The organism is Chryseobacterium cucumeris (assembly GCF_001593385.1).
GTDB lineage: Bacteria > Bacteroidota > Bacteroidia > Flavobacteriales > Weeksellaceae > Chryseobacterium > Chryseobacterium cucumeris.
The window spans coordinates 16,422-35,468 of sequence record NZ_LUVZ01000004.1 but is presented as its reverse complement, the minus strand read 5'-3'; the positions used below and the strand labels follow the sequence as shown (position 1 = coordinate 35,468).

The window sequence follows — 19,047 nt, the reverse complement described above, 5'->3', positions numbered from 1 at the left end:
TTATGAAGAAGTTGCTTCTTGGGATATTGGCTTTTTTTCTTGCAGCCTATGTGATACTATGTGTTGGAATCTATTTCTATCAGGAGAAAATTATTTTTTATCCTGAAAAGTTACCCGAAAATTACAAGTTTACATTTGATGGTGACTTTGAAGAAGCACCCATTAAAATGCAGGATGGAAAGCATTTGAGCTCTGTTTTATTCAAAGCACAAAACCCAAAAGGAGTCATCTTTTATCTTCATGGAAACGGAGGATCGATAAAAGGTTGGGGAGAAGTAGCTCCATTATATCGGAGTATGAACTATGATACGTTTATACTTGATTACAGAGGATATGGAAAAAGCGAAGATAAAATTAACAGTAAAGACCAGCTTTTTTCGGATGTTGAGAATGCTTACAAAGAGCTTTTAAAACGATATCCTGAGAATAGAATTATTATTTTGGGATATTCTGTAGGAACAGGATTAGCTGCAAAATTAGCATCCATGCATAATGCAGGATTATTGATTTTACAGGCACCATATTACAGTATGGAAGATGAAATGAATCAGAAATTTTCACTCCTTCCAAAGTTTTTACTGAAATATAATTTTGAGACTTGTGAATATTTAAAAACCGTTAAGTCACCAGTCGTTATTTTTCACGGTGATAAAGATGAAGTTATTAACTATAAAGCCTCTTTAAAACTTAAAAATAACTTTAAAAAAGGTGATCGTCTGATTGTATTAAAAGATCAGTATCACAACGGCATAACAGATAATTTAGATTATCAGAAAGCAATGAAAATAATCCTTGATTCTGATAAAAAATAAAATATGAATCAGCTTTTAGATTTATTAAAAACCATTCCCGATCCGGAAATTCCGGTCATTGATATTGTGGAATTAGGAATTGTAAGAGATGCACAGATTACAGGTGAAAATACCTGTGAAGTGATCATTACACCTACTTATTCCGCTTGTCCTGCCATGTTTACCATTGAGGAGGATATTATCAAAATGATGAAAGAAAACGGATGGGATGCAAAAGTAGTCACCAAGATGTTTCCGATCTGGACAACAGACTGGATTACTGATGAAGCGAGAGAAAAGCTCCGTGTTTACGGAATCACTCCTCCCGAAAAAGGAGCAGACGAACACCACATCGGAAAACCGAAAAAATGTCCGCGCTGTGGTTCCGAGCATACCAAACAGATCAGCAGATTTGGGTCTACTTTGTGTAAGGCCTCTTATCAATGCTTAGACTGCCTGGAGCCATTTGATTATTTTAAATGTCATTGATGAATAATCAACCCATACACAACAAATTTTACGGCTATGCAAAGCATAACGAAGGAATTGTTAGAATGTTAAATTATTAGACCGTTACATTGATTTATATTGTTAAATTAGTGCGTTGTTAAATAATAAATTAATAAAAACTATGTATACACAACTTGATATTGAAACGCATTTTGACGGAAAGCTGAAAATCGCATATCTTAACCAACCGGAAACGATGAACGCCCTTACAAAACCGGCTTTATCAGATCTTAGAGACTTTGTTAAAGAGTGCAGCGAAGACGAAACGGTAAGATGTGTTGCCATTTCCGGAAGAGGAAGAGCATTCTGCTCAGGTCAGAATCTGGATGAAGCTTTTGTAGTAGGCAAAGAACACCATGATCATGACATCATCAGAAAAATTGTGGTAGACTATTATAATCCATTGGTAATGGAAGTTACCCGTTGCAAAAAACCGGTTATTGCTTTAGTAAACGGTCCTGCAGTAGGAGCTGGAGCAATGTTGGCTTTAATCTCTGACTTCGTTTTAGCGAATGAGAAAGCATATTTTGCTCAGGCATTTTCAAATATCGGTTTGATTCCTGATACAGGAGGAACTTACTTCTTACCGAAACTTCTAGGTAGACAATTGGCCAATTATTTAGCATTTACAGGTAAAAAATTATCTGCAGAAGAATCTAAAGCGCATGGCCTTGTAGCAGAAGTGTTCACTGAAGAAGAATTTGTGCCGAAATCTATGGAAATTCTTGAAAGAATGGCAAACATGCCGACAGCAGCCATCAAGCTTACGAAAAAAGCATTTGCCAATTCTTATAACAACACATTGAAAGAACAGCTTGAACTGGAAGGTGATCTTCAGCAGGAAGCTGCAGAAACAGAAGACTTCATTGAAGGAGTAAATGCCTTTTTACAGAAAAGAAAACCTAATTATAAAGGAAAATAAGAACTAATATAACAATGTACCAATGTAGCAGTTTATCAATGAGATGCTTCGACAAGCTCAGCATGACAATGATTGTTACATTGTTACATTGATACACTGTTACATTATGAAATATGTAGGAATTATCGGTGCCGGAACCATGGGAATCGGCATTGCACAAGTAGCCGCAACGAACGGATGCAAAGTATGGGTTTATGACGCCAACGCAAAACAAGTAGAAACGGCAACGGTAGGTTTGGAAAAAACCTTGACCAAATTGGTTGATAAACAAAAAATTTCGGCAGAGAAAATGACTGAAATTTTAGCTAATATTTCCATTGCTACCGAATTGAAAGATTTCAAAGATTGTGAGCTGATTATAGAAGCCATTATCGAAAACAAAGAGATCAAAACCAAAGTGTTTACAGAGCTTGAAAACTATGTTTCAGAAAGTTGTGTTCTCAGTTCCAATACCTCATCTATTTCTATCACCTCTCTGGGTGCAGAACTCAAAAAACCGGAGCGTTTCATCGGAATTCACTTTTTTAATCCGGCTCCATTGATGCCTTTAGTGGAAGTTATTCCATCCTTATTAACAGAAAAAACATTAGCAGAAAAAATTTACAACCTCATGAAAGAATGGGGGAAAACTCCTGTTATTGCCAAAGATATTCCCGGGTTTATCGTCAACAGAATTGCCAGACCTTACTATGGGGAAGCCCTTAGGATTGTTGAAGAAAACATTGCAACACCTGAACAGGTTGATGAAGCCATGAAAACGCTGGGGAATTTCAAAATGGGACCTTTCGAACTGATGGATCTTATCGGAGTGGATGTGAATTTTGCGGTAACAACTACTGTGTACAAAGATTATTTCTACGATCCGAAATACAAGCCGTCTTTATTACAGCAAAGAATGTCTGAAGCCAAACTTCACGGCAGAAAAACAGGAAAAGGGTTCTACGATTACAGCGAAGGAGCAGAAAAACCTGTAGCTCAGAAAGACAATGCTTTATACCAGCAGATCTTTTTAAGAATCATTTCCATGTTGATCAATGAGGCTGTTGAAGCAAAAAGATTAGGAGTAGCCAATGACGAAGATATCGAGTTGGCCATGCAAAAAGGCGTTAACTATCCGAAAGGATTATTAAGCTGGGGGAAAGAAATCGGGTATGCAAAAATCTCCGAAACCCTTCAGAATCTTTATGAAGAATATCAGGAAGAAAGATACAGACAAAGCCCTTTGCTAAGGAAAATGTAATATGAGATATTTTCCTAAAAGATATGATGAAATAAAATCTTTAAACTCTGTTGAAAAGATTTTATTTAATATAAATGGCAATAGTGATAAAAGTTATTCTCTAACGATGAAACGCACTAATAAATTCTTAAGAGGATATACAGATAAAAATTTTTTTAAAGTAATAAGTGCTGAAGTACCATTGGGAGCTTTTTGTGTTTTTGAAGGTCAATTGGTCCAAAAGGAATATGAGACAATAATAAAGTTGAATTCAAAATTTCATAAAACTTTTAGAATAATATTATGTGTGTGGGGTATTCTTCCAGTTTTTGCGATAATTATTAATTGTTTTCAAAGTGGAGCAATAGCATTAGCATTATTATTACCAATTGCTATATTTTATACAATAATCTATTTCTTAATTAAATTTTATTTCAAAAAATCTTATGAAAATGGAATTAAAGATTTGAATAGGATTATTAATAAGTAAAATTAAGTCATTATCATGAATATAGATGAATTCAGGGCAGAGCTGGAGACCAGACTTTTAATTGAGAAACAGTATTTAACTCAGGAAGCTTCCTCCGTTGATGAGCATGAAAGACTTGAGCTTTTAGGAAAATTTAATGAAAAATATAAAGAGCTGATCAAAAGACTGGCCAACGAAAATGGAATTGATTTAAACGAATCCTATCCCTCTGAAAATTCATCAGACTCAGAAAACCTTTCATACGGGCAGATTATTCTTGGGAAAACCATGAGTGTTTACGACAGATTATCAGATGAGCTGTATGAAGAAATAATAAACATATAATTAACAGAAATGAATCCAAGACAAGTAGCAGATTATATGTTCAATCAGGATTATTTTTCCCAGTGGATGAATATTAAGATGATTGAAGTAAAAGAAAATTACTGTTTAATAGAAATGCCAATTAAGAAGGACATGCTGAACGGGCTTAAAACAGTTCATGGCGGAGTTACCTTTGCGTTTGCAGACTCTGCGCTGGCATTTTCCTCTAATAATACCGGAGATGCAGCTGTAGCATTGAACTGTATCATCAATTTTACCAAAGCAGGAAAGGAAGGTGATGTTTTCAGAGCAGAAAGTGTTTTGGTCAATGATACGAGGAAAACAGCTGTTTATGACATTCAGATTACCAATCAAAATAAAGAGCTGATTGCAAAATTTGTAGGAACAGTTTACAAAATCGGGAAAAAAGTAACAGAATTATAATAAGCAGTAAGCTTGAAGCAATAGGCAGTAAGCTTTTTTGAAGCTGACAGAGCCTACTGCATATAGCTTAAAGCCTAAATCAAATAAAAATGAACAACGTATACATCATAGACTATGTCAGAACTCCCATTTCAAAACTGCAGGGAGGATTATCAGAAGTAAGAGCAGATGACCTGGCTGCTATTGTGATCAAAGAAGTGGTAGCAAGAAACCCTGAAGTTCCAGTTGAGGAAATTGAAGACGTTATTTTCGGATGTGCCAATCAGGCGGGGGAGGATAACAGAAATGTTGCCAGAATGGGGCTTTTATTAGCTGGTCTTCCTTACAAAATTGGAGGAGAGACTGTTAATAGATTGTGTGCTTCAGGAATGTCTGCTGTAGCGAATGCGTTCCGTTCTATTGCTGCAGGAGAAGGAGAAATCTATATTGCAGGAGGAGTAGAGCATATGACGCGTTCTCCTTATGTGATGTCAAAACCAAGCGCAGCTTTCGGAAGAGACAGCCAGATGTTTGATACTACTTTCGGTTGGCGTTTCATCAATCCTAAAATGAAAGAATTATACGGCGTTGATGGAATGGGAGAAACAGCTGAAAACTTAGCGGATATTCACCAGATCAACAGAGAAGATCAGGATAAATTTGCCCTTTGGTCTCAGCAGAAAGCAACTAAGGCTCAGGAAAGCGGAAGGCTGGCAGAAGAAATTGTAAAAGTTGAAATTCCTCAGAGAAAAGGTGATCCGATCGTTTTCGAAAAAGATGAATTCATTAAACCAACTTCATCGATGGAAGGGTTGGCCAAACTTCGTCCCGCTTTCAGAAAAGAAGGAACGGTAACTGCCGGAAACGCCTCAGGAATGAATGACGGAGCCGCTGCTTTGATTTTAGCAAGTGAAGAAGCCGTTAAAAAATATGGGTTGAAACCCAAAGCAAAAATTCTGGGATCTTCCGTGGCAGGTGTTGAACCAAGAATTATGGGAATCGGACCGGTAGAAGCTACTCAGAAATTATTAAAGAGATTAAATCTTTCTCTTGAAGATATAGACATTATTGAACTAAACGAAGCATTTGCAGCACAGGCATTGGCTGTAACAAGAAGCTTTGGGTTGAAAGATGACGATGCAAGAATAAACCCGAACGGAGGTGCAATTGCAATCGGTCATCCACTGGGAGTTTCCGGAGCAAGAATCGTAGGTTCTGCAGCAATAGAACTTCAGAAGCAGGATAAAAAATATGCATTGTGTACCCTTTGTATCGGTGTAGGTCAAGGATATGCAATGGTCATCGAAAAAGTATAATGAATTTGAAAGTGAGTTAATTTGAGAAGTTGAAAACGTTTAAAACCATTATTAATTTTCAAATTATTCCATTCTCAGATTTTCAAATTAAAAAATATGAACATCTACTCATACCACGGGATTCGTCCCATTATAAAACCTTCTGCTTATATTCATCCGCAGGCAGTCATTATCGGGAATGTAGAGATAGGTGAGGAAGTCTATATTGGTCCCAATGCGGTCATTCGCGGTGACTGGGGAAAAATTATCATTAAAGACGGAGCTAATGTGCAGGAAAACTGTACCCTTCACGTTTTCCCAAATATAGAAACGATCCTGGAAGAATCTGCACACATCGGACATGGCGCGATTATTCATTCCGGGCACATTGGAAAAAACTGTCTGATTGGAATGAATTCTGTGGTAATGGACAAAGCCTATATCGGCGACGAAAGTATTGTCGGAGCATTAGCTTTTGTACCAGCCAATTTCAGATGTGAACCCAGAAAACTGGTGGTAGGAAGTCCTGCAAAAGTGATCCGTGATGTTTCTGATGAAATGATTCACTGGAAAACAGAAGGAACAAAATTATATCAGGAGCTGGCAAGAGAAGGAAAAGAAGCTATTCTACCTTGCGAACCGTTTACAGAATATGTTCAGCAGATCCCAACTAAAATTGTGGATTACAGTATTTGGGATGATATAAAATAATAACCATTACAATTAAATATGATTAAAAAAATTGCGCTTGCATGCAGCATAATGTTTGCGGTGGGGTGTACGTTATCAGCACAGACTGTTGCTACAAAACCGCTTACAATAGGAGAAGTGAGGACCATTAAGTCCAAAACCTTAAATGAAGACAGAACGCTGAATATATATCTTCCACAGGGATATGATAAAACAAAATCATACCCGGTAATTTATTTATTAGATGGAAGTATGAACGAAGATTTTATTCACGTTACAGGATTAGTACAATTCTTTAATCAGATGTATTCCATGCCGGAAACCATTGTGGTGGGAGTTGCTAATGTAGACAGAAAAAGAGATTTTACCTTTCATACGGATTTGAAAGACTTACAAAAAGACTATCCTACAACAGGACATTCAGATAAGTTTATTGCATTCGTTGAAAAAGAACTAAAGCCTTACGTGGAAAGTCAGTTTAAAACTACAGATAAATACCTTTTCGGTCAGTCTTTGGGAGGACTATTGGCAACGGAAATCCTTTTAAAAAAGCCGGAAATGTTCAATAACTATTTTATTATCAGTCCAAGTTTGTGGTGGGATGATGAAAGCCTTTTAAAACAAGCTCCACAACTGCTTTCAAAATCCCCGGACACTAAAAAGTTTGTCTACGTTTCTGTAGGAAAAGGTGAACATCCGGTAATGATAAAAGATGCAGAAGTTTTCTATGATGTTTTGAAAAAAGCAGGAAAGAAAAACTGGACATTAGAATATAAAATGATGGAAACAGACAATCATGCAACCATTCTTCACAGAAGTTTGTATGAAGGATTAGTGAAATTGTTTCCTTATCAGGAACCGAAATAAAAATAAATGTAACAATATACCAATGTAAAAATGTAACAATAAATCCACAGCAAACAATTATTGGTAAACTGTTACACTTCTACATTGATAAATTAAATATTTTATGGAAAAGTTAAAAAACTATATCTACGGACAATGGGTAGAAGGTACCGGAAACGGAGTTCCTTTGTACAACGCCGTTACAGGAGAACAGGTAGCTGTTTCCGATACAGAAGGGCTTAATTTTGAACAGGCTCTTGACTACGGAAGAACCGTAGGGTACAAAAACCTTTCTTCAATGACTTTCTACGACCGTGGAGAAATGCTGAAAAAAGTAGCACTTTACTTACTGGAAAGAAAGAAAAAATACTACGACTTATCATACAAGACGGGAGCTACCCACATAGATTCATGGGTGGATATTGAAGGAGGTTTCGGAACTTTCTTTACCTATTCCGGATTGGCAAAAAGAATGCTTCCGAATACTTCATTTTGGGTAGATGGTGATACCCAGAAGATTTCTGCTAACGGAACTTTCCTGGGAACACATATCTTAACGCCTAGTGAAGGAGTCTCGGTACAGATCAATGCTTATAACTTTCCGGTTTGGGGTATGTTGGAAAAATTGTCAACTTCATTGTTAGCGGGTGTGCCTTCTATTGTAAAACCATCTCCTTTCGGGTCTTACCTTACCAATGCTGTATTCCAGGATATGATTGAAAGTGGAGTATTACCTGAAGGAGCTGTTCAGTTAGTGTGCGGAGAACCAGGAAATATCTTAGATTATGTACAGGATGGAGATTCTGTATTGTTCACAGGTTCAGCCAATACAGGAAGAAAATTAAAATCACTGCCATCTATTGCAGGAAATGCGGTTCGTTTCAACATGGAAGCAGATTCCCTGAATTGTTCAATTCTTGGATTGGAAGCAAAACCGGGAACTCCTGAATTCGATCTGTTCATCAAAGAAGTTCGTAACGAAATGACGACAAAAGCAGGGCAGAAGTGTACTGCGATCAGAAGAATCATCGTTCCCGAGCATTTAATCGGTGATGTTCAGAATGCTTTATCTAAAGCTTTAGATCAAACAAAAATCGGAAACCCATTAAGCAGAGAAACCAAAATGGGATCTTTGGTGGGAAGACAGCAGTACGAAGAAGTTCTGAGAAAAGTAAACCTATTAAAATCAGAAACAGAACTTGTCTATGACGGTAAACACGAACTGATAGATGCTAACTATGAAAATGGTGCATTTATGAGCCCGAAATTATTCCTGAACGACAGGCCTTTTGAAAAAAATATCTCTCATGATGTAGAAGCTTTCGGACCAGTATCTACATTGATGCCGTATAAAGATGCTGAAGAAGCAGCTGCACTGGCAAAAAGAGGAAAAGGAAGTCTGGTAGGATCTATTGTTTCTCACGATGAGAACTTTATCGCAGAGACTTCATGGAAAATGGCTTCCCAGCACGGAAGAATCTTTGTATTGAACAGAGATAACGCCAAAGAAAGCACAGGTCATGGTTCTCCACTTCCGACATTAATGCACGGAGGTCCTGGTAGAGCTGGTGGCGGTGAGGAAATGGGCGGACTTAGCGGTCTTCATTTCTTCTTACAGAAAACAGCTATTCAGGGATCACCGGATGTGTTGAAAGCTATTACTAAGATCTACCAGCAGGGAGCAGAGAAAAAATTCTCAGATAAACATCCTTTCCAGAAATATTTTGAAGAAGTGGAAGTAGGAGATTCTTTGGAAACAGCAGGAAGAACGGTTACTGACGCAGATATCGTTAATTTCTCCAATGTTTCATGGGATCATTTCTATGCCCATACAGATGCTACAAGTTTAACAGGTACTATTTTCGATAAGACTGTTGCTCACGGATATTTCATTCTTTCAGCAGCAGCGGGATTATTCGTTTCAGGTAAAAAAGGGCCTGTTATTGCCAATTACGGATTAGAAGAATGTAGTTTCTTCAAGCCTGTATATGCCGGAGATACGATCACTGTTTATCTGACAGCAAAAGAGAAAATCAACAGAGGAGTAAAAGGAAGAAATATTCCTTCAGGTGTTGTAAAATGGCTGGTTGAAGTTGTAAACCAAAGAGATGAGGTAGTTTGCGTGGCAACAATTTTAACACTGGTAGCAAAACAATCTCCTTTCATTGATCTGAATTTGAAAAATGTTCAGAAAATACTGAATGGATTAACAGAAAGTACACCTGCACTTTGGGGAAAAATGTCTCCTCAGCAGATGTTAGAACATCTTGAACAGGCGGTATTGGTAAGCTTTGGAGAGCCTGAAGCAGAAAAATGCTTTACTCCAGAAGAAAATCTTGAAAAATGGCAGGATTCTCTTTACAACCACAGAGCAATGCCAAAAGAATTTACAGCTCCATTCCTTCCGCAGGACGGTTCACTTCCGGAACCCAAACATAAAAATCTGGAAGCAGCAAAACTGTCATTCATGGATAACCTGAAGAAGTTTGTGATCTACTATAAGGAAAACCCGCAGGCAGAGCACATGAATTACGTTTTCGGAAAGCTGAATAAAGAAATGTGGGAACTGATGCACAAAAAGCATTTTACACACCACTTCCAACAATTTGGATTGATTTAATTCAAAATAAAATATAAATTTAGAGTCCCTTCCGGTTTAAACTGAAAGGGACTTTTTAATAACTCCTGCCAAGGTTTGAAACCTTAACATAAGTAATAAAATTTGAAAATTTTTAATCATGAAATCATTAAAAACTTCTTTTAACATTGTCTTTTGCGCTTTCTCAATTTTATTTCTTTTTTCCTGTTCAGGAAATCTAAAACAAGATAAAGACGGCTATTATTCTGAAGAAAAATTTGTTGACAGTCTGAATGTGGGAAGAAAAGGTAAAACTAAAGTAGAGTTTGAAAAATTTAGACATATTAAGAATGGTGATGTATTTGTTACCTTGAATGTTTATGATCTAAAAGATATTTGGGTGGAAAGTAAAGGATCTATGTTTCATACCTGGGAATTAAAAAATACTTTTAAATTTATCAAAGATGGAGTAACGGGTTTAGATGTTCAAATTGGTGATTTTAATAATGATGGCTTTAATGATGTGACTTATCAAAGTGGAATCGCAGGAAGAGGAGGAAATATAGTGATGACATTATTTGTTTATGATCCTGAGAATAAAGATTTCATCCACATCAAAAATTCTGAATCTTATCCAAACTTAACTTATAATCCTAAATTAAATTGTATTAATTCACTGATTTTAACTGGCTCTACTATCACATCCTTTCTTACAATCAGAAAAGACTCTCTTCAAGAATTTGCCAGAGTGGATGTTTCTGATAAAATAGTGGTGGAAGAAAAAGATTCTACAGGCAAGTTTAAGGTTATTGAAGAAAAAGTATTCAAAGGAAATGATAAGGATCTCTATAAGGTTTTTAGAAATTATAAGCCTTTAGAATATTAGTCTTGTATAAATTGAAATATTCATTATTTCAGTTAGTTATGGTTTTTTGTTTGAAAAATTACTAACTTTAATAGGCGAAATCCGAAAAGCATATAGAGTAGGAGAGAACATCAAAACAAACCACTATGAAAAACTTAAAAAAACTTTCAAGACATGAGTTGAGATCTCTTAAAGGAGCCGGGCCAAACTGGTCTTGCACCCTTAATCCTTGTCCTCCCGGAAGCTGTTGTCTTCCTGGAAGATGGCCTGATATTGCCAGAGCATGTTATATCTGTGCGGATTCTTAGACTTTTTTAACTTAAAACAATACACAAAGCTGCTACTCCTCGTGATTGGCAGTTTTTTTATATTTTTTTCTTAAACTTAAAATATCCGTACATTAAAATGGGTAACGCGAATATCTGAAACAAAAAAACAAGCAATGAAGGGATTCCTTCCAAATGGTTTATATTGGCTTTCATGAAGAGCTGTTTGCCTAACGGACCATTTGAAAATACAATAATATTAAACAAATTCCAGCCCAGATGGAGACCTATAGGAAGATATAGAGATTGAGTTTTAGCAAAAGATACAGCCAGCATCCACCCAAAGATAGCAGTCATTCCAAAAATAATTCCCATCTGAAAAGGATTTCCAAATGCATTATAAGAAAACCAATGGTAGATTCCGAAGCACGCAGCAGATAAAAGGCAGGCTTTTGTCGTACCCCATTTTTCTATAGCAAGATAAAGCAAAGCTCCTCTGAAAAGTAATTCTTCAAACAATACAGACTTCAGAACCCACCATATACCCATTAATGCAGCGGATAATGTAAGCTGCTTATTCAGAATCCAGCCATTATTGATGAATGCAGTTGTCATGATATGATAAAGGCTGCAAATAGCAGCAGCCAAAAGAAGACCAATGCTCCAATGAGCCAGCCTTGTTGAATTAGGCTTAAATCCTAAAACAGAAAGATCCTTTTTTGCTATAAACTTAAGGAGAAGCCATGAAATGATAAGCTCAATGATAATTCCGATCATAGGTTAAAAGTTTTAGGTGAAATCGCTATTTCATTGAAAACGAATTTAATAAAAAAAATAATATGAATTAAAACTTAGGAAGAGGATCATGAAATATGATAATTCAGTTTCTTTTTGATCGATAATTTATTTAAGTGAATGATTAAGTTTTAACATATTCTTAGTTTCAGCTTCTTCTTTCTCTTGTAAAAAAGTACTAATTTTAAAATTCAATCATAAAATCGAGAGCAATGAACGAAAACTGGATGCAAAAATGGGAAGAAGTAAAAAATATTCTGGTTTGTCCTACAGATCTGGAAACCTATTTTATTTCTGATGAAATTATGGGGCTGAAAATGGAGACCATGAAAATTGGAAATGTTTCTCTTCCTTCCGGAAAAGTGGTGGTAAGAGATCCGCTGGTATCCCTGAATGGCAATCAATCACCTTATTTTATTCAGGCTCCGAAAGGGAATTTTCCTGTAGCTATTGCTGTAGTAAAATCCGAAGATTGGGGAGATAGATATGCTGTTATAAAAGTTGAATTTACCAAAGAAAAACCTGTTATTTATAGAGAAGCATTGGTCGGGATTGAAGAATTGGAAGGCGTAACCGATGATGATTTTTTTGGTTTTGAGGTGGATGCTGGTTTAGGTTGTATTGCAGATAAAGAAGTGCTTCCTTTTGTAGATCAATTTGTTGATGAAATAAATGTCGACAATGTTTATGATGATTATTTTGCAGAGCTTTTCTCACAAAGCTATAAAGATTATCCCAACAATCAGAGAGAAGCAGGAGACTGGATCAACTGGACGGTTCCAGGTACCGACTATCAGATTCCGATGTTTGCCAGCGGCTTTGGTGACGGCAGCTACCCTGTTTATTTTGCATATGATGGCAATGGAGAGATATGTGGTTTATATATTCAATTTATTGATATTGAACTGGCTTTAAGTGAAGAAGATGAAGATGAGGATATTGATGATGATCAGCCTGAAAATTTTATTTTTTCTAAAAACTAAATATGAATACAACTTTTGCAGACCATGTTATTACATTCAATGAAAATCTGAACTATATCGGGAATCTACCTGAAGGTTTTGATGTTCTGAATCCGTATCTGGAAAATCCTGAAACATTGATGGTAATGCAGAAGTTTTATCATAAATATTATAATGATTCATCTCGAAGAAAATTTATCATTGGAATCAATCCAAGCCGTCATGGAGCTGGAGTAACAGGAGTTCCGTTTACCGATACCAAAAGATTGGAAAGTGTCTGCGGAATCAAAATGGAATCTGCCCATACCCATGAAATTTCTTCCGTATTTATGTATGACATGATGGAGAGCTATGGTGGAGCTGATCTTTTTTACAAAGATATTTATATCAACTCTCCATTTCCGTTGGCTATCGTAAGGAAAACAAAAAACGGATGGCTTAATGCTAATTACTATGATGATAAAAAACTTTTCGAAGCGGTAAAAGACTTTATGATAGAATCTCTGAATAAGCATATCAGTCTTAATCTCGATACTTCAGAAGTTTTTGTTCTTGGTAAGAAGAATGCCGATTTTATTTCAAAATTAAATAAAGAAGCAAAATTGTTTGATACAATGACGGTGTTGGAACATCCAAGATATATCCAGCAGTACAAATTGAAAGAAAAACAGCTTTATATAGACAAGTACATTTTAGCTTTGCAGAAATAAAACATGAGATCAGATGATTTTCTAAGATTGTATGTTTAGTTTTATTAAATTGTGATTATGAATGTTTTCCCTAAAAACACAACTTTTAAATACGACTGGCGAACTTATCAGAAGAAAATTTTAGACAATATGGATGACTATCTGCATGATAATCATCTTCATATTTCGGCTCCTCCTGGTTCTGGGAAAACTATTCTTGGATTGGAAATAATGCTGAGACTCGGTGAGCCAACATTGATTGTTGCTCCCACGCTGGCGATCAAAAACCAATGGATTCAGAGATTTTGTGAGCTTTTTCTGGATACAGAAACTATTCCTGAATGGATATCTTCTGATATTAAAAAACCAGGAATTTTAACTGTTACCACTTATCAGGGTATTCATTCTGCCTCTGGTGTGGATGAACAAGACGAAGATCTGATAAAAAAAACTTCAAAAATCTCAGTTGCTGAAATTGTTAAAAGGCTAGAGAAGTTAAAAGTGGGCACTCTTATTCTGGATGAAGCGCATCATTTGAAAAATGCCTGGTGGAGAAGTCTAATGGAATTGAAAAATAAGATCAGTCCTACAGTTGTTGCTCTTACTGCGACTCCTCCTTTTGATGTTTCTGGTTCCGAATGGCAAAAATATATTCAACTGAATGGCCCTATAGATGTAGAAATTTCTGTTCCTGAATTGATGATTGAAGGAGATCTTTGCCCTCATCAGGATTTGGTTTATTTTACTTCACCCTCAAAAGAAGAGGAGAAAAAAATTGAATACTATCATCATCAGGCAGCTACATTTTTCCAAGAAGTTCAAAATGATGATACATTATTTGAAGCTCTTGAACAGCATCCTGTGTACCTGAATCCTGATTTACATTTGGAATGGATTTATGAAAATATATCATCATATACCTCTGGACTTGTTTATCTTCATTTCAGAGGAAAAGAGATTTCAGATATCCATTTTAATATCATTGGAGATGAGCAAAATTATGTTCCTGAATTTGATTTCTTCTGGATGGAAGAACTTCTTGATTTTTATCTGTTATTGGATGATATTAATTTTAAAAAATATGAAGATCACCGGACAGATCTAGGAAACAGACTCAGAAGATTGGGGTTTCTTGAACAAAGAACAATTAGTTTTTATAATAGTAAAAATGTAAATCAGATTCTTAATTCAAGTATTGGTAAGCTTCAAGGGATAAAGGAAATTGCAGATTTTGAATTTTCAGTTCTTAAAGAAGATCTCAGAATGGTAATTCTCACGGATTTTATTAAAAAAGAATATCTGAACAATAGCACCGAGAATATATTAAATCTTGATAAGATTGGAGCAATTCCAATATTTGAAAAACTTAGAAGAGAAAATTCACAGAATAAAAAAATAGGAATTCTTACAGGTAGTTTGGTGCTCATCCCTTCGAGTGCAAAGGATATGTTTGATCAGCTTTGTGTAAAAAAGAGTATATCTGGAGTATCTTTTTCTGCTCTTTTATGTGATCAGAGTTATTTGATAATTAATCTTACAGATCAGATAAAGCATGATGTAGTTCATATAGTAACTGAGATCTTTCAATGTGGAGGAATTCAGGTCTTAATTGGTACAAAGTCTTTGTTAGGAGAAGGTTGGGATGCTCCCAAAATGAATAGTCTTGTGCTGGCCAGTTTTGTAAGTTCTTTCGTGGTCTCTAATCAAATGAGAGGAAGAGTTATCAGAACGGATAAAGATAATGTAAACAAAACAGGAAATATCTGGCACCTGGTATGTTTTGATTCCTGTGATATTGATGGAGGACAGGATTTCAGTAATATAAAAAAAAGATTTAAAACTTTTGTTGGGATTTCCTACAAAGATGAGGTTACCATTGAAAATAATATTGAACGACTTAATATTAAAACGATAGAATGTAAAGAAGAATTACCAGAAATTAATCAGATATTCTTTGCATGGGCAAAAGATAGAACTGCTCTTGCTCAGCGATGGAAAACTGCTCTTGATAAAGGAAGTGTTTTGGTGGAAGAAATTGAGGTCCCTTCAGTGAATATGACAGGTATGGGGAAAATGCGGATGGATTATCTGGGTAAAATGAGTGGGAGTTTTGCAAAAATAATGGTTTCTTCCCTATTGCTATTTTGTCAGGATCTTCTGATGGGGCTTCTCAGAAATATTGATGAAATTAAATCTATAAAAAGTTTTTCATTATTGGTTTCTCTATTTGGTATTGCAGGTATAGTTGTTTATGGCGGAAAACTGTATAGGTCTACAAAACAGTATTTAAGATGTAAAAATGTTGGAAGACAGCTTAGTTCCCTTGCTGAAATAATCCTATATGGCTTGATTCATGAGAAAGTAATCCGTACCTCTATTGAAAAACTTAGAATTGTAAGTTCTTCAGACAGAAATAAAAATGCATTTTGTTATCTGGATGGAGGAAGTCAATATGAAAATGCCCAGTTTATACAAACTTTACAGGAATTGGTATCACAAATAGATAACCCAAGATATCTATTGAAACAAAAAAGAGGTTTATTGTTTTTGGAAAAAGATATTTATTATCCTATACCTGAAATTTTTGCAAAAAATAAAAAAAATGCAGAACTTTTTAAAAAACTATGGGATAAAATGATAGGGAAATCTGAGATAGTTTTCACAAGAACTATCGAGGGACGTAAAATCTTATTAAAATTGAGATTCCAGGCTTTACTTAATAGAAACGGAAGGATAGAGCATCTCCACAAATGGACCCGGTAAAATGACAAAATCCCTTCGTCGAAAGGGATTTGTCATTCATGAATTAGAATCTTTATGGGAATATGGAACTTGTGAAATTTCTTACGATTAGTTTTTAATAACTTTCGTAGATTCTGTTGCTGTTTTAATAATATAAACTCCTTTTGGAAGCTCTGAAATATTGATTTCATTATTCCCTTTTTGAGTTTGTATAGTTTTCAGCATTTTACCATCCAGACTATAGATTTTAGCTTCACTGGCTTTTTCTGTAGTAATAGAAATAGGTCCGTTGGTTGGATTAGGATAAACAGTCAGGTCTTTTTTAATGCTTTTAGTTTCTGAAGTACCCAGTACCAGATTACTGTCTTTCACCCAAGTGAAAGCATCCAAACCTACATATCGGAAAGCTCCGTTCGCGGTGATTTGTAACTCATCAATCACAATGTTTGAATAATTCTGACCATTTAAGTTGGTAAGATCAATTAAGGTGTATCCATTTGTGCTGCCTAAGCTGGTTGCAAATCCGGTAGTTTTTGTTTGCGTAAATTTTGTTACACCGCTTAGTTTTCCGGTTACAGTAAGTGTTCCTGCTACATTAAGATCCAGGTTCAATGCAGAAAGATACATCCAGAATCTGTTTACTTTAAACAAATTGGAAGTGGTTTTTATACTGAATGATGGCGGAGATTGAGTATTGTTAGAATTATCAATGTATCTGTTATCATTAGCTGTTCCACTCCAGCCAGTTCCCGGGAAATTCCCCTGAATATCAAAAACACTTACATGTGAAATGATATTGAAAATGACTCCATTATCGGTGAAGCTTGTACTCCCGTTCGATTCTGTCTCAAATTGTTCCGTACTGGTCTGCCCGAATGAGAAAATTGAAATGAGCAGACTACAGATTGCTAAAAAAGTAGTGCTTTTCATGATTTTTGTTTTAAATGTTAGGTTATTGTATAGCTATTAATCTCTTGGAGGATAAATACCTTCAACACAGATGATATAATTTAAACCTAGATAAGGTGGCATATTGTTCACAGGCAGATTTTGTCCTATGAAGGCAATACTTTGATTATTAATAATCGTATCAGGGTTGGCATCATTCACGAAACTAGGTACTGCATTGAAATCTCTTCCCACTTGTGTCCCTGAGATCGCAATTGTTGAAGTGGCTGTAGGGGTAGATGAATTAGCATTTTTATTAGCTACCTTAAGCTGAAATCCTGCACCCACACTTGGAAGGTTGGATGCTAAAAGTGTATTTTGTGTAGTTCCGGACACTACTCCCAAAGGATAAAATTGGTTGGCATTTACATTTCCTGCTCCTAGAGCCATACGCCCTTTTAAGTTAGGTAAAGCGAAAGTAGTAATACCGTCTCCACCATACGTTGTTCCTAAAATAGAGAATAAGGCAGAATTTCTTGAAATGCTTATCAGACTTCCGTCACAAAACATCCAGCCTCTAGGTGCAAAATTTCCTGCAAATAATTTTACAATTCCAATGTACTCGTCCATGATAAAATGTTTTTAGTTTTTTTAAATTCTTACTCTCTTGCAGGCTTTTCAGAATCCGCCTTTTGATTATTATGTATTCTCAGTTCAAAGGAACGATTAATAGTAGGGTGGTGCTAGAGTAGAAAATACCAAATTAAAAACTCCGTATTTCTACGTAATAGATGTTGTGAAATATGCAGGTTTAAAAAGAAAATTTATACTTTAAGTTTCTCTAAACGAGCTGTATTTCGTATTTTTGTAAGAATCCAATAAAAATAAAAATGAGCGAATTTGTAGCATCAGAAATTAAAAATAATATTGCCGAAATTACTTTCGGAACACTCAAAAGCAACTCTCTTCCGGGGGCAATTTTAGAAAAGCTGGCAGAAACCATCCTTGAAGAAGGAGCAAAAGAAGAAGTGAAGGCTATTTTAGTAAAAAGTGCAGGTGAGAAAGCGTTTTGTGCAGGAGCAAGTTTTGACGAGCTCTTAGCCATTGAGGAACTGGAGGCTTCCACAAAATTTTTCGGAGGTTTTGCTAAAGTTTTAAATGCAATGAGAAACTGCGGAAAAATTGTAGTGGTAAGAGTACAGGGGAAAACTACCGGTGGAGGAGTAGGAATTGCCTGCGGAGCAGATTATTGTTTTGCTACTAAAGATTCAGCGCTGGCACTTACTGAAATCAATCTTGGCATCGGACCTTTTGTAATTGGGCCTTATGTTGAAAGAAAAATAGGTAAGTCACAATTCTCCGCTATGGCCATTGATGCAGATTTCAGATCTGCAGAATGGGCTGAGCAACATAATATTTACCATTCTGTTTCAGATACTATTGAAGAAATGGATGAAAAGCTGGAGAAGTTTTTACATACTATAGCATCAAGAAGCAGCGATGCTCTAGCATTAATCAAAAAAGTTTCATGGGAAGGAACTGACCACTTTAATGAGCTGATGCCGGCAAGGATTCATATGAGTGCCAGCCTTATTCTTGAAGATTCTGCAAAGAAAAATATTGAGTCTATTAAAGAAAGATTAAGAGTGAAGTAATTTTTTAATTGTTTTAAAAAAAGGTATTTTGTCTAAATATGATCCGGGAAACATTTGTTTTTCCGGATTTTTTATGTTTTATCTTAATCTTAGATTCTAATGTTTTTAATAGAAATCT

20 protein-coding genes are annotated in these 19,047 nt (G+C 35.7%); 17 read left to right on the top strand and 3 right to left on the bottom strand.

The window, feature by feature from the left end; translation table 11 throughout:
• Nucleotides 1-2: 2 nt before the first annotated feature.
• From A1704_RS07835 to A1704_RS24430, 13 genes are all read left to right on the top strand, one after another.
• Nucleotides 3-812: an alpha/beta hydrolase gene (locus A1704_RS07835; protein WP_062672203.1), complete on the top strand. Its 810-nt coding sequence runs from the start codon at nt 3-5 to the stop codon at nt 810-812.
• Between the two features lie 3 nt (nt 813-815).
• Nucleotides 816-1,280: a 1,2-phenylacetyl-CoA epoxidase subunit PaaD gene (gene paaD, locus A1704_RS07830; RefSeq protein WP_034695803.1), complete on the top strand. Its 465-nt coding sequence runs from the start codon at nt 816-818 to the stop codon at nt 1,278-1,280.
• 142 nt (nt 1,281-1,422) lie between these two features.
• Nucleotides 1,423-2,223 (top strand): enoyl-CoA hydratase/isomerase family protein, encoded by an 801-nt coding sequence (locus tag A1704_RS07825; protein ID WP_062672201.1) that lies wholly within the window; start codon nt 1,423-1,425, stop codon nt 2,221-2,223.
• A gap of 106 nt (nt 2,224-2,329) precedes the next feature.
• Entirely contained in the window at nt 2,330-3,463 is a 1,134-nt protein-coding gene (locus A1704_RS07820; protein ID WP_062672199.1) for a 3-hydroxyacyl-CoA dehydrogenase NAD-binding domain-containing protein, read from the top strand.
• Nucleotide 3,464: 1 nt separating this feature from the next.
• A complete protein-coding gene (locus A1704_RS07815; protein ID WP_062672198.1) occupies nt 3,465-3,932 on the top strand; it encodes a hypothetical protein in 468 nt (155 codons plus the stop codon).
• Nucleotides 3,933-3,947: 15 nt separating this feature from the next.
• On the top strand, nt 3,948-4,256 hold the full coding sequence (locus A1704_RS07810; protein WP_062672196.1) for a hypothetical protein: 309 nt from the start codon (nt 3,948-3,950) through the stop codon (nt 4,254-4,256).
• Between the two features lie 9 nt (nt 4,257-4,265).
• The gene (locus A1704_RS07805) at nt 4,266-4,679 is read left to right on the top strand and encodes a PaaI family thioesterase (protein ID WP_034695815.1); all 414 of its coding nucleotides are present in this window, start codon (nt 4,266-4,268) and stop codon (nt 4,677-4,679) included.
• 89 nt (nt 4,680-4,768) lie between these two features.
• Nucleotides 4,769-5,974, top strand: a complete 1,206-nt coding sequence (gene pcaF, locus A1704_RS07800) for a 3-oxoadipyl-CoA thiolase (RefSeq protein ID WP_062672194.1) — start codon at nt 4,769-4,771, stop codon at nt 5,972-5,974.
• A 96-nt stretch (nt 5,975-6,070) separates the two neighbouring features.
• Nucleotides 6,071-6,664 (top strand): acyltransferase, encoded by a 594-nt coding sequence (locus A1704_RS07795; RefSeq protein ID WP_047373921.1) that lies wholly within the window; start codon nt 6,071-6,073, stop codon nt 6,662-6,664.
• Between the two features lie 18 nt (nt 6,665-6,682).
• Complete coding sequence (locus A1704_RS07790; RefSeq protein ID WP_062672192.1) at nt 6,683-7,510, top strand: alpha/beta hydrolase; 828 nt, start codon at nt 6,683-6,685, stop codon at nt 7,508-7,510.
• Between the two features lie 103 nt (nt 7,511-7,613).
• Complete coding sequence (paaZ, locus tag A1704_RS07785) at nt 7,614-10,109, top strand: phenylacetic acid degradation bifunctional protein PaaZ (RefSeq protein ID WP_062672190.1); 2,496 nt, start codon at nt 7,614-7,616, stop codon at nt 10,107-10,109.
• 118 nt (nt 10,110-10,227) lie between these two features.
• Nucleotides 10,228-10,953: an XAC2610-related protein gene (locus A1704_RS07780; protein WP_062672188.1), complete on the top strand. Its 726-nt coding sequence runs from the start codon at nt 10,228-10,230 to the stop codon at nt 10,951-10,953.
• A gap of 125 nt (nt 10,954-11,078) precedes the next feature.
• Entirely contained in the window at nt 11,079-11,240 is a 162-nt protein-coding gene (locus A1704_RS24430) for a bacteriocin-like protein (RefSeq protein WP_157885761.1), read from the top strand.
• A 57-nt stretch (nt 11,241-11,297) separates the two neighbouring features.
• Here A1704_RS24430 and A1704_RS07775 read toward each other — a convergent pair whose 3' ends face one another.
• Complete coding sequence (locus A1704_RS07775) at nt 11,298-11,975, bottom strand: CPBP family intramembrane glutamic endopeptidase (protein ID WP_062672187.1); 678 nt, start codon at nt 11,973-11,975, stop codon at nt 11,298-11,300.
• Between the two features lie 230 nt (nt 11,976-12,205).
• Here A1704_RS07775 and A1704_RS07770 point away from each other — a divergent pair, with 230 nt between their 5' ends.
• The 3 genes from A1704_RS07770 to A1704_RS07760 are packed head-to-tail and all read left to right on the top strand — an operon-like array spanning nt 12,206 to nt 16,407.
• Nucleotides 12,206-12,976, top strand: coding sequence for a DUF4241 domain-containing protein (locus A1704_RS07770; protein WP_062672185.1), 771 nt, complete (start codon nt 12,206-12,208; stop codon nt 12,974-12,976).
• A gap of 2 nt (nt 12,977-12,978) precedes the next feature.
• Entirely contained in the window at nt 12,979-13,665 is a 687-nt protein-coding gene (locus A1704_RS07765) for an SMUG2 DNA glycosylase family protein (protein WP_062672183.1), read from the top strand.
• Between the two features lie 57 nt (nt 13,666-13,722).
• On the top strand, nt 13,723-16,407 hold the full coding sequence (locus A1704_RS07760; RefSeq protein WP_062672181.1) for a DEAD/DEAH box helicase family protein: 2,685 nt from the start codon (nt 13,723-13,725) through the stop codon (nt 16,405-16,407).
• An 87-nt stretch (nt 16,408-16,494) separates the two neighbouring features.
• Here A1704_RS07760 and A1704_RS07755 read toward each other — a convergent pair whose 3' ends face one another.
• Both A1704_RS07755 and A1704_RS07750 read right to left on the bottom strand, forming a co-directional pair.
• Nucleotides 16,495-17,316: a T9SS type A sorting domain-containing protein gene (locus A1704_RS07755; protein ID WP_062672179.1), complete on the bottom strand. Its 822-nt coding sequence runs from the start codon at nt 17,314-17,316 to the stop codon at nt 16,495-16,497.
• Nucleotides 17,317-17,352: 36 nt separating this feature from the next.
• Entirely contained in the window at nt 17,353-17,904 is a 552-nt protein-coding gene (locus A1704_RS07750; protein WP_062672177.1) for a phage tail protein, read from the bottom strand.
• 260 nt (nt 17,905-18,164) lie between these two features.
• On the opposite strand from A1704_RS07750, the gene A1704_RS07745 reads away from it, so the two are divergent.
• Entirely contained in the window at nt 18,165-18,929 is a 765-nt protein-coding gene (locus A1704_RS07745; protein ID WP_062672175.1) for an enoyl-CoA hydratase/isomerase family protein, read from the top strand.
• Nucleotides 18,930-19,047 lie beyond the last annotated feature (118 nt).

What these genes read in the sequence shown, in the direction of transcription:
- A1704_RS07770 (WP_062672185.1), top strand. Translation starts at nt 12,206, where the DNA reads ATGAACGAAAACTGGATGCAAAAATGGGAAGAAGTAAAAAATATTCTG.
- paaD (WP_034695803.1), top strand. Translation starts at nt 816, where the DNA reads ATGAATCAGCTTTTAGATTTATTAAAAACCATTCCCGATCCGGAAATT.
- pcaF (WP_062672194.1), top strand. Translation starts at nt 4,769, where the DNA reads ATGAACAACGTATACATCATAGACTATGTCAGAACTCCCATTTCAAAA.
- A1704_RS07745 (WP_062672175.1), top strand. Translation starts at nt 18,165, where the DNA reads ATGAGCGAATTTGTAGCATCAGAAATTAAAAATAATATTGCCGAAATT.
- A1704_RS24430 (WP_157885761.1), top strand. Translation starts at nt 11,079, where the DNA reads ATGAAAAACTTAAAAAAACTTTCAAGACATGAGTTGAGATCTCTTAAA.
- A1704_RS07765 (WP_062672183.1), top strand. Translation starts at nt 12,979, where the DNA reads ATGAATACAACTTTTGCAGACCATGTTATTACATTCAATGAAAATCTG.
- A1704_RS07835 (WP_062672203.1), top strand. Translation starts at nt 3, where the DNA reads ATGAAGAAGTTGCTTCTTGGGATATTGGCTTTTTTTCTTGCAGCCTAT.
- A1704_RS07790 (WP_062672192.1), top strand. Translation starts at nt 6,683, where the DNA reads ATGATTAAAAAAATTGCGCTTGCATGCAGCATAATGTTTGCGGTGGGG.
- A1704_RS07795 (WP_047373921.1), top strand. Translation starts at nt 6,071, where the DNA reads ATGAACATCTACTCATACCACGGGATTCGTCCCATTATAAAACCTTCT.
- A1704_RS07805 (WP_034695815.1), top strand. Translation starts at nt 4,266, where the DNA reads ATGAATCCAAGACAAGTAGCAGATTATATGTTCAATCAGGATTATTTT.
- A1704_RS07820 (WP_062672199.1), top strand. Translation starts at nt 2,330, where the DNA reads ATGAAATATGTAGGAATTATCGGTGCCGGAACCATGGGAATCGGCATT.
- A1704_RS07750 (WP_062672177.1), bottom strand. Translation starts at nt 17,904, where the DNA reads ATGGACGAGTACATTGGAATTGTAAAATTATTTGCAGGAAATTTTGCA.
- A1704_RS07755 (WP_062672179.1), bottom strand. Translation starts at nt 17,316, where the DNA reads ATGAAAAGCACTACTTTTTTAGCAATCTGTAGTCTGCTCATTTCAATT.
- A1704_RS07815 (WP_062672198.1), top strand. Translation starts at nt 3,465, where the DNA reads ATGAGATATTTTCCTAAAAGATATGATGAAATAAAATCTTTAAACTCT.
- A1704_RS07775 (WP_062672187.1), bottom strand. Translation starts at nt 11,975, where the DNA reads ATGATCGGAATTATCATTGAGCTTATCATTTCATGGCTTCTCCTTAAG.
- A1704_RS07780 (WP_062672188.1), top strand. Translation starts at nt 10,228, where the DNA reads ATGAAATCATTAAAAACTTCTTTTAACATTGTCTTTTGCGCTTTCTCA.
- A1704_RS07760 (WP_062672181.1), top strand. Translation starts at nt 13,723, where the DNA reads ATGAATGTTTTCCCTAAAAACACAACTTTTAAATACGACTGGCGAACT.
- paaZ (WP_062672190.1), top strand. Translation starts at nt 7,614, where the DNA reads ATGGAAAAGTTAAAAAACTATATCTACGGACAATGGGTAGAAGGTACC.
- A1704_RS07810 (WP_062672196.1), top strand. Translation starts at nt 3,948, where the DNA reads ATGAATATAGATGAATTCAGGGCAGAGCTGGAGACCAGACTTTTAATT.
- A1704_RS07825 (WP_062672201.1), top strand. Translation starts at nt 1,423, where the DNA reads ATGTATACACAACTTGATATTGAAACGCATTTTGACGGAAAGCTGAAA.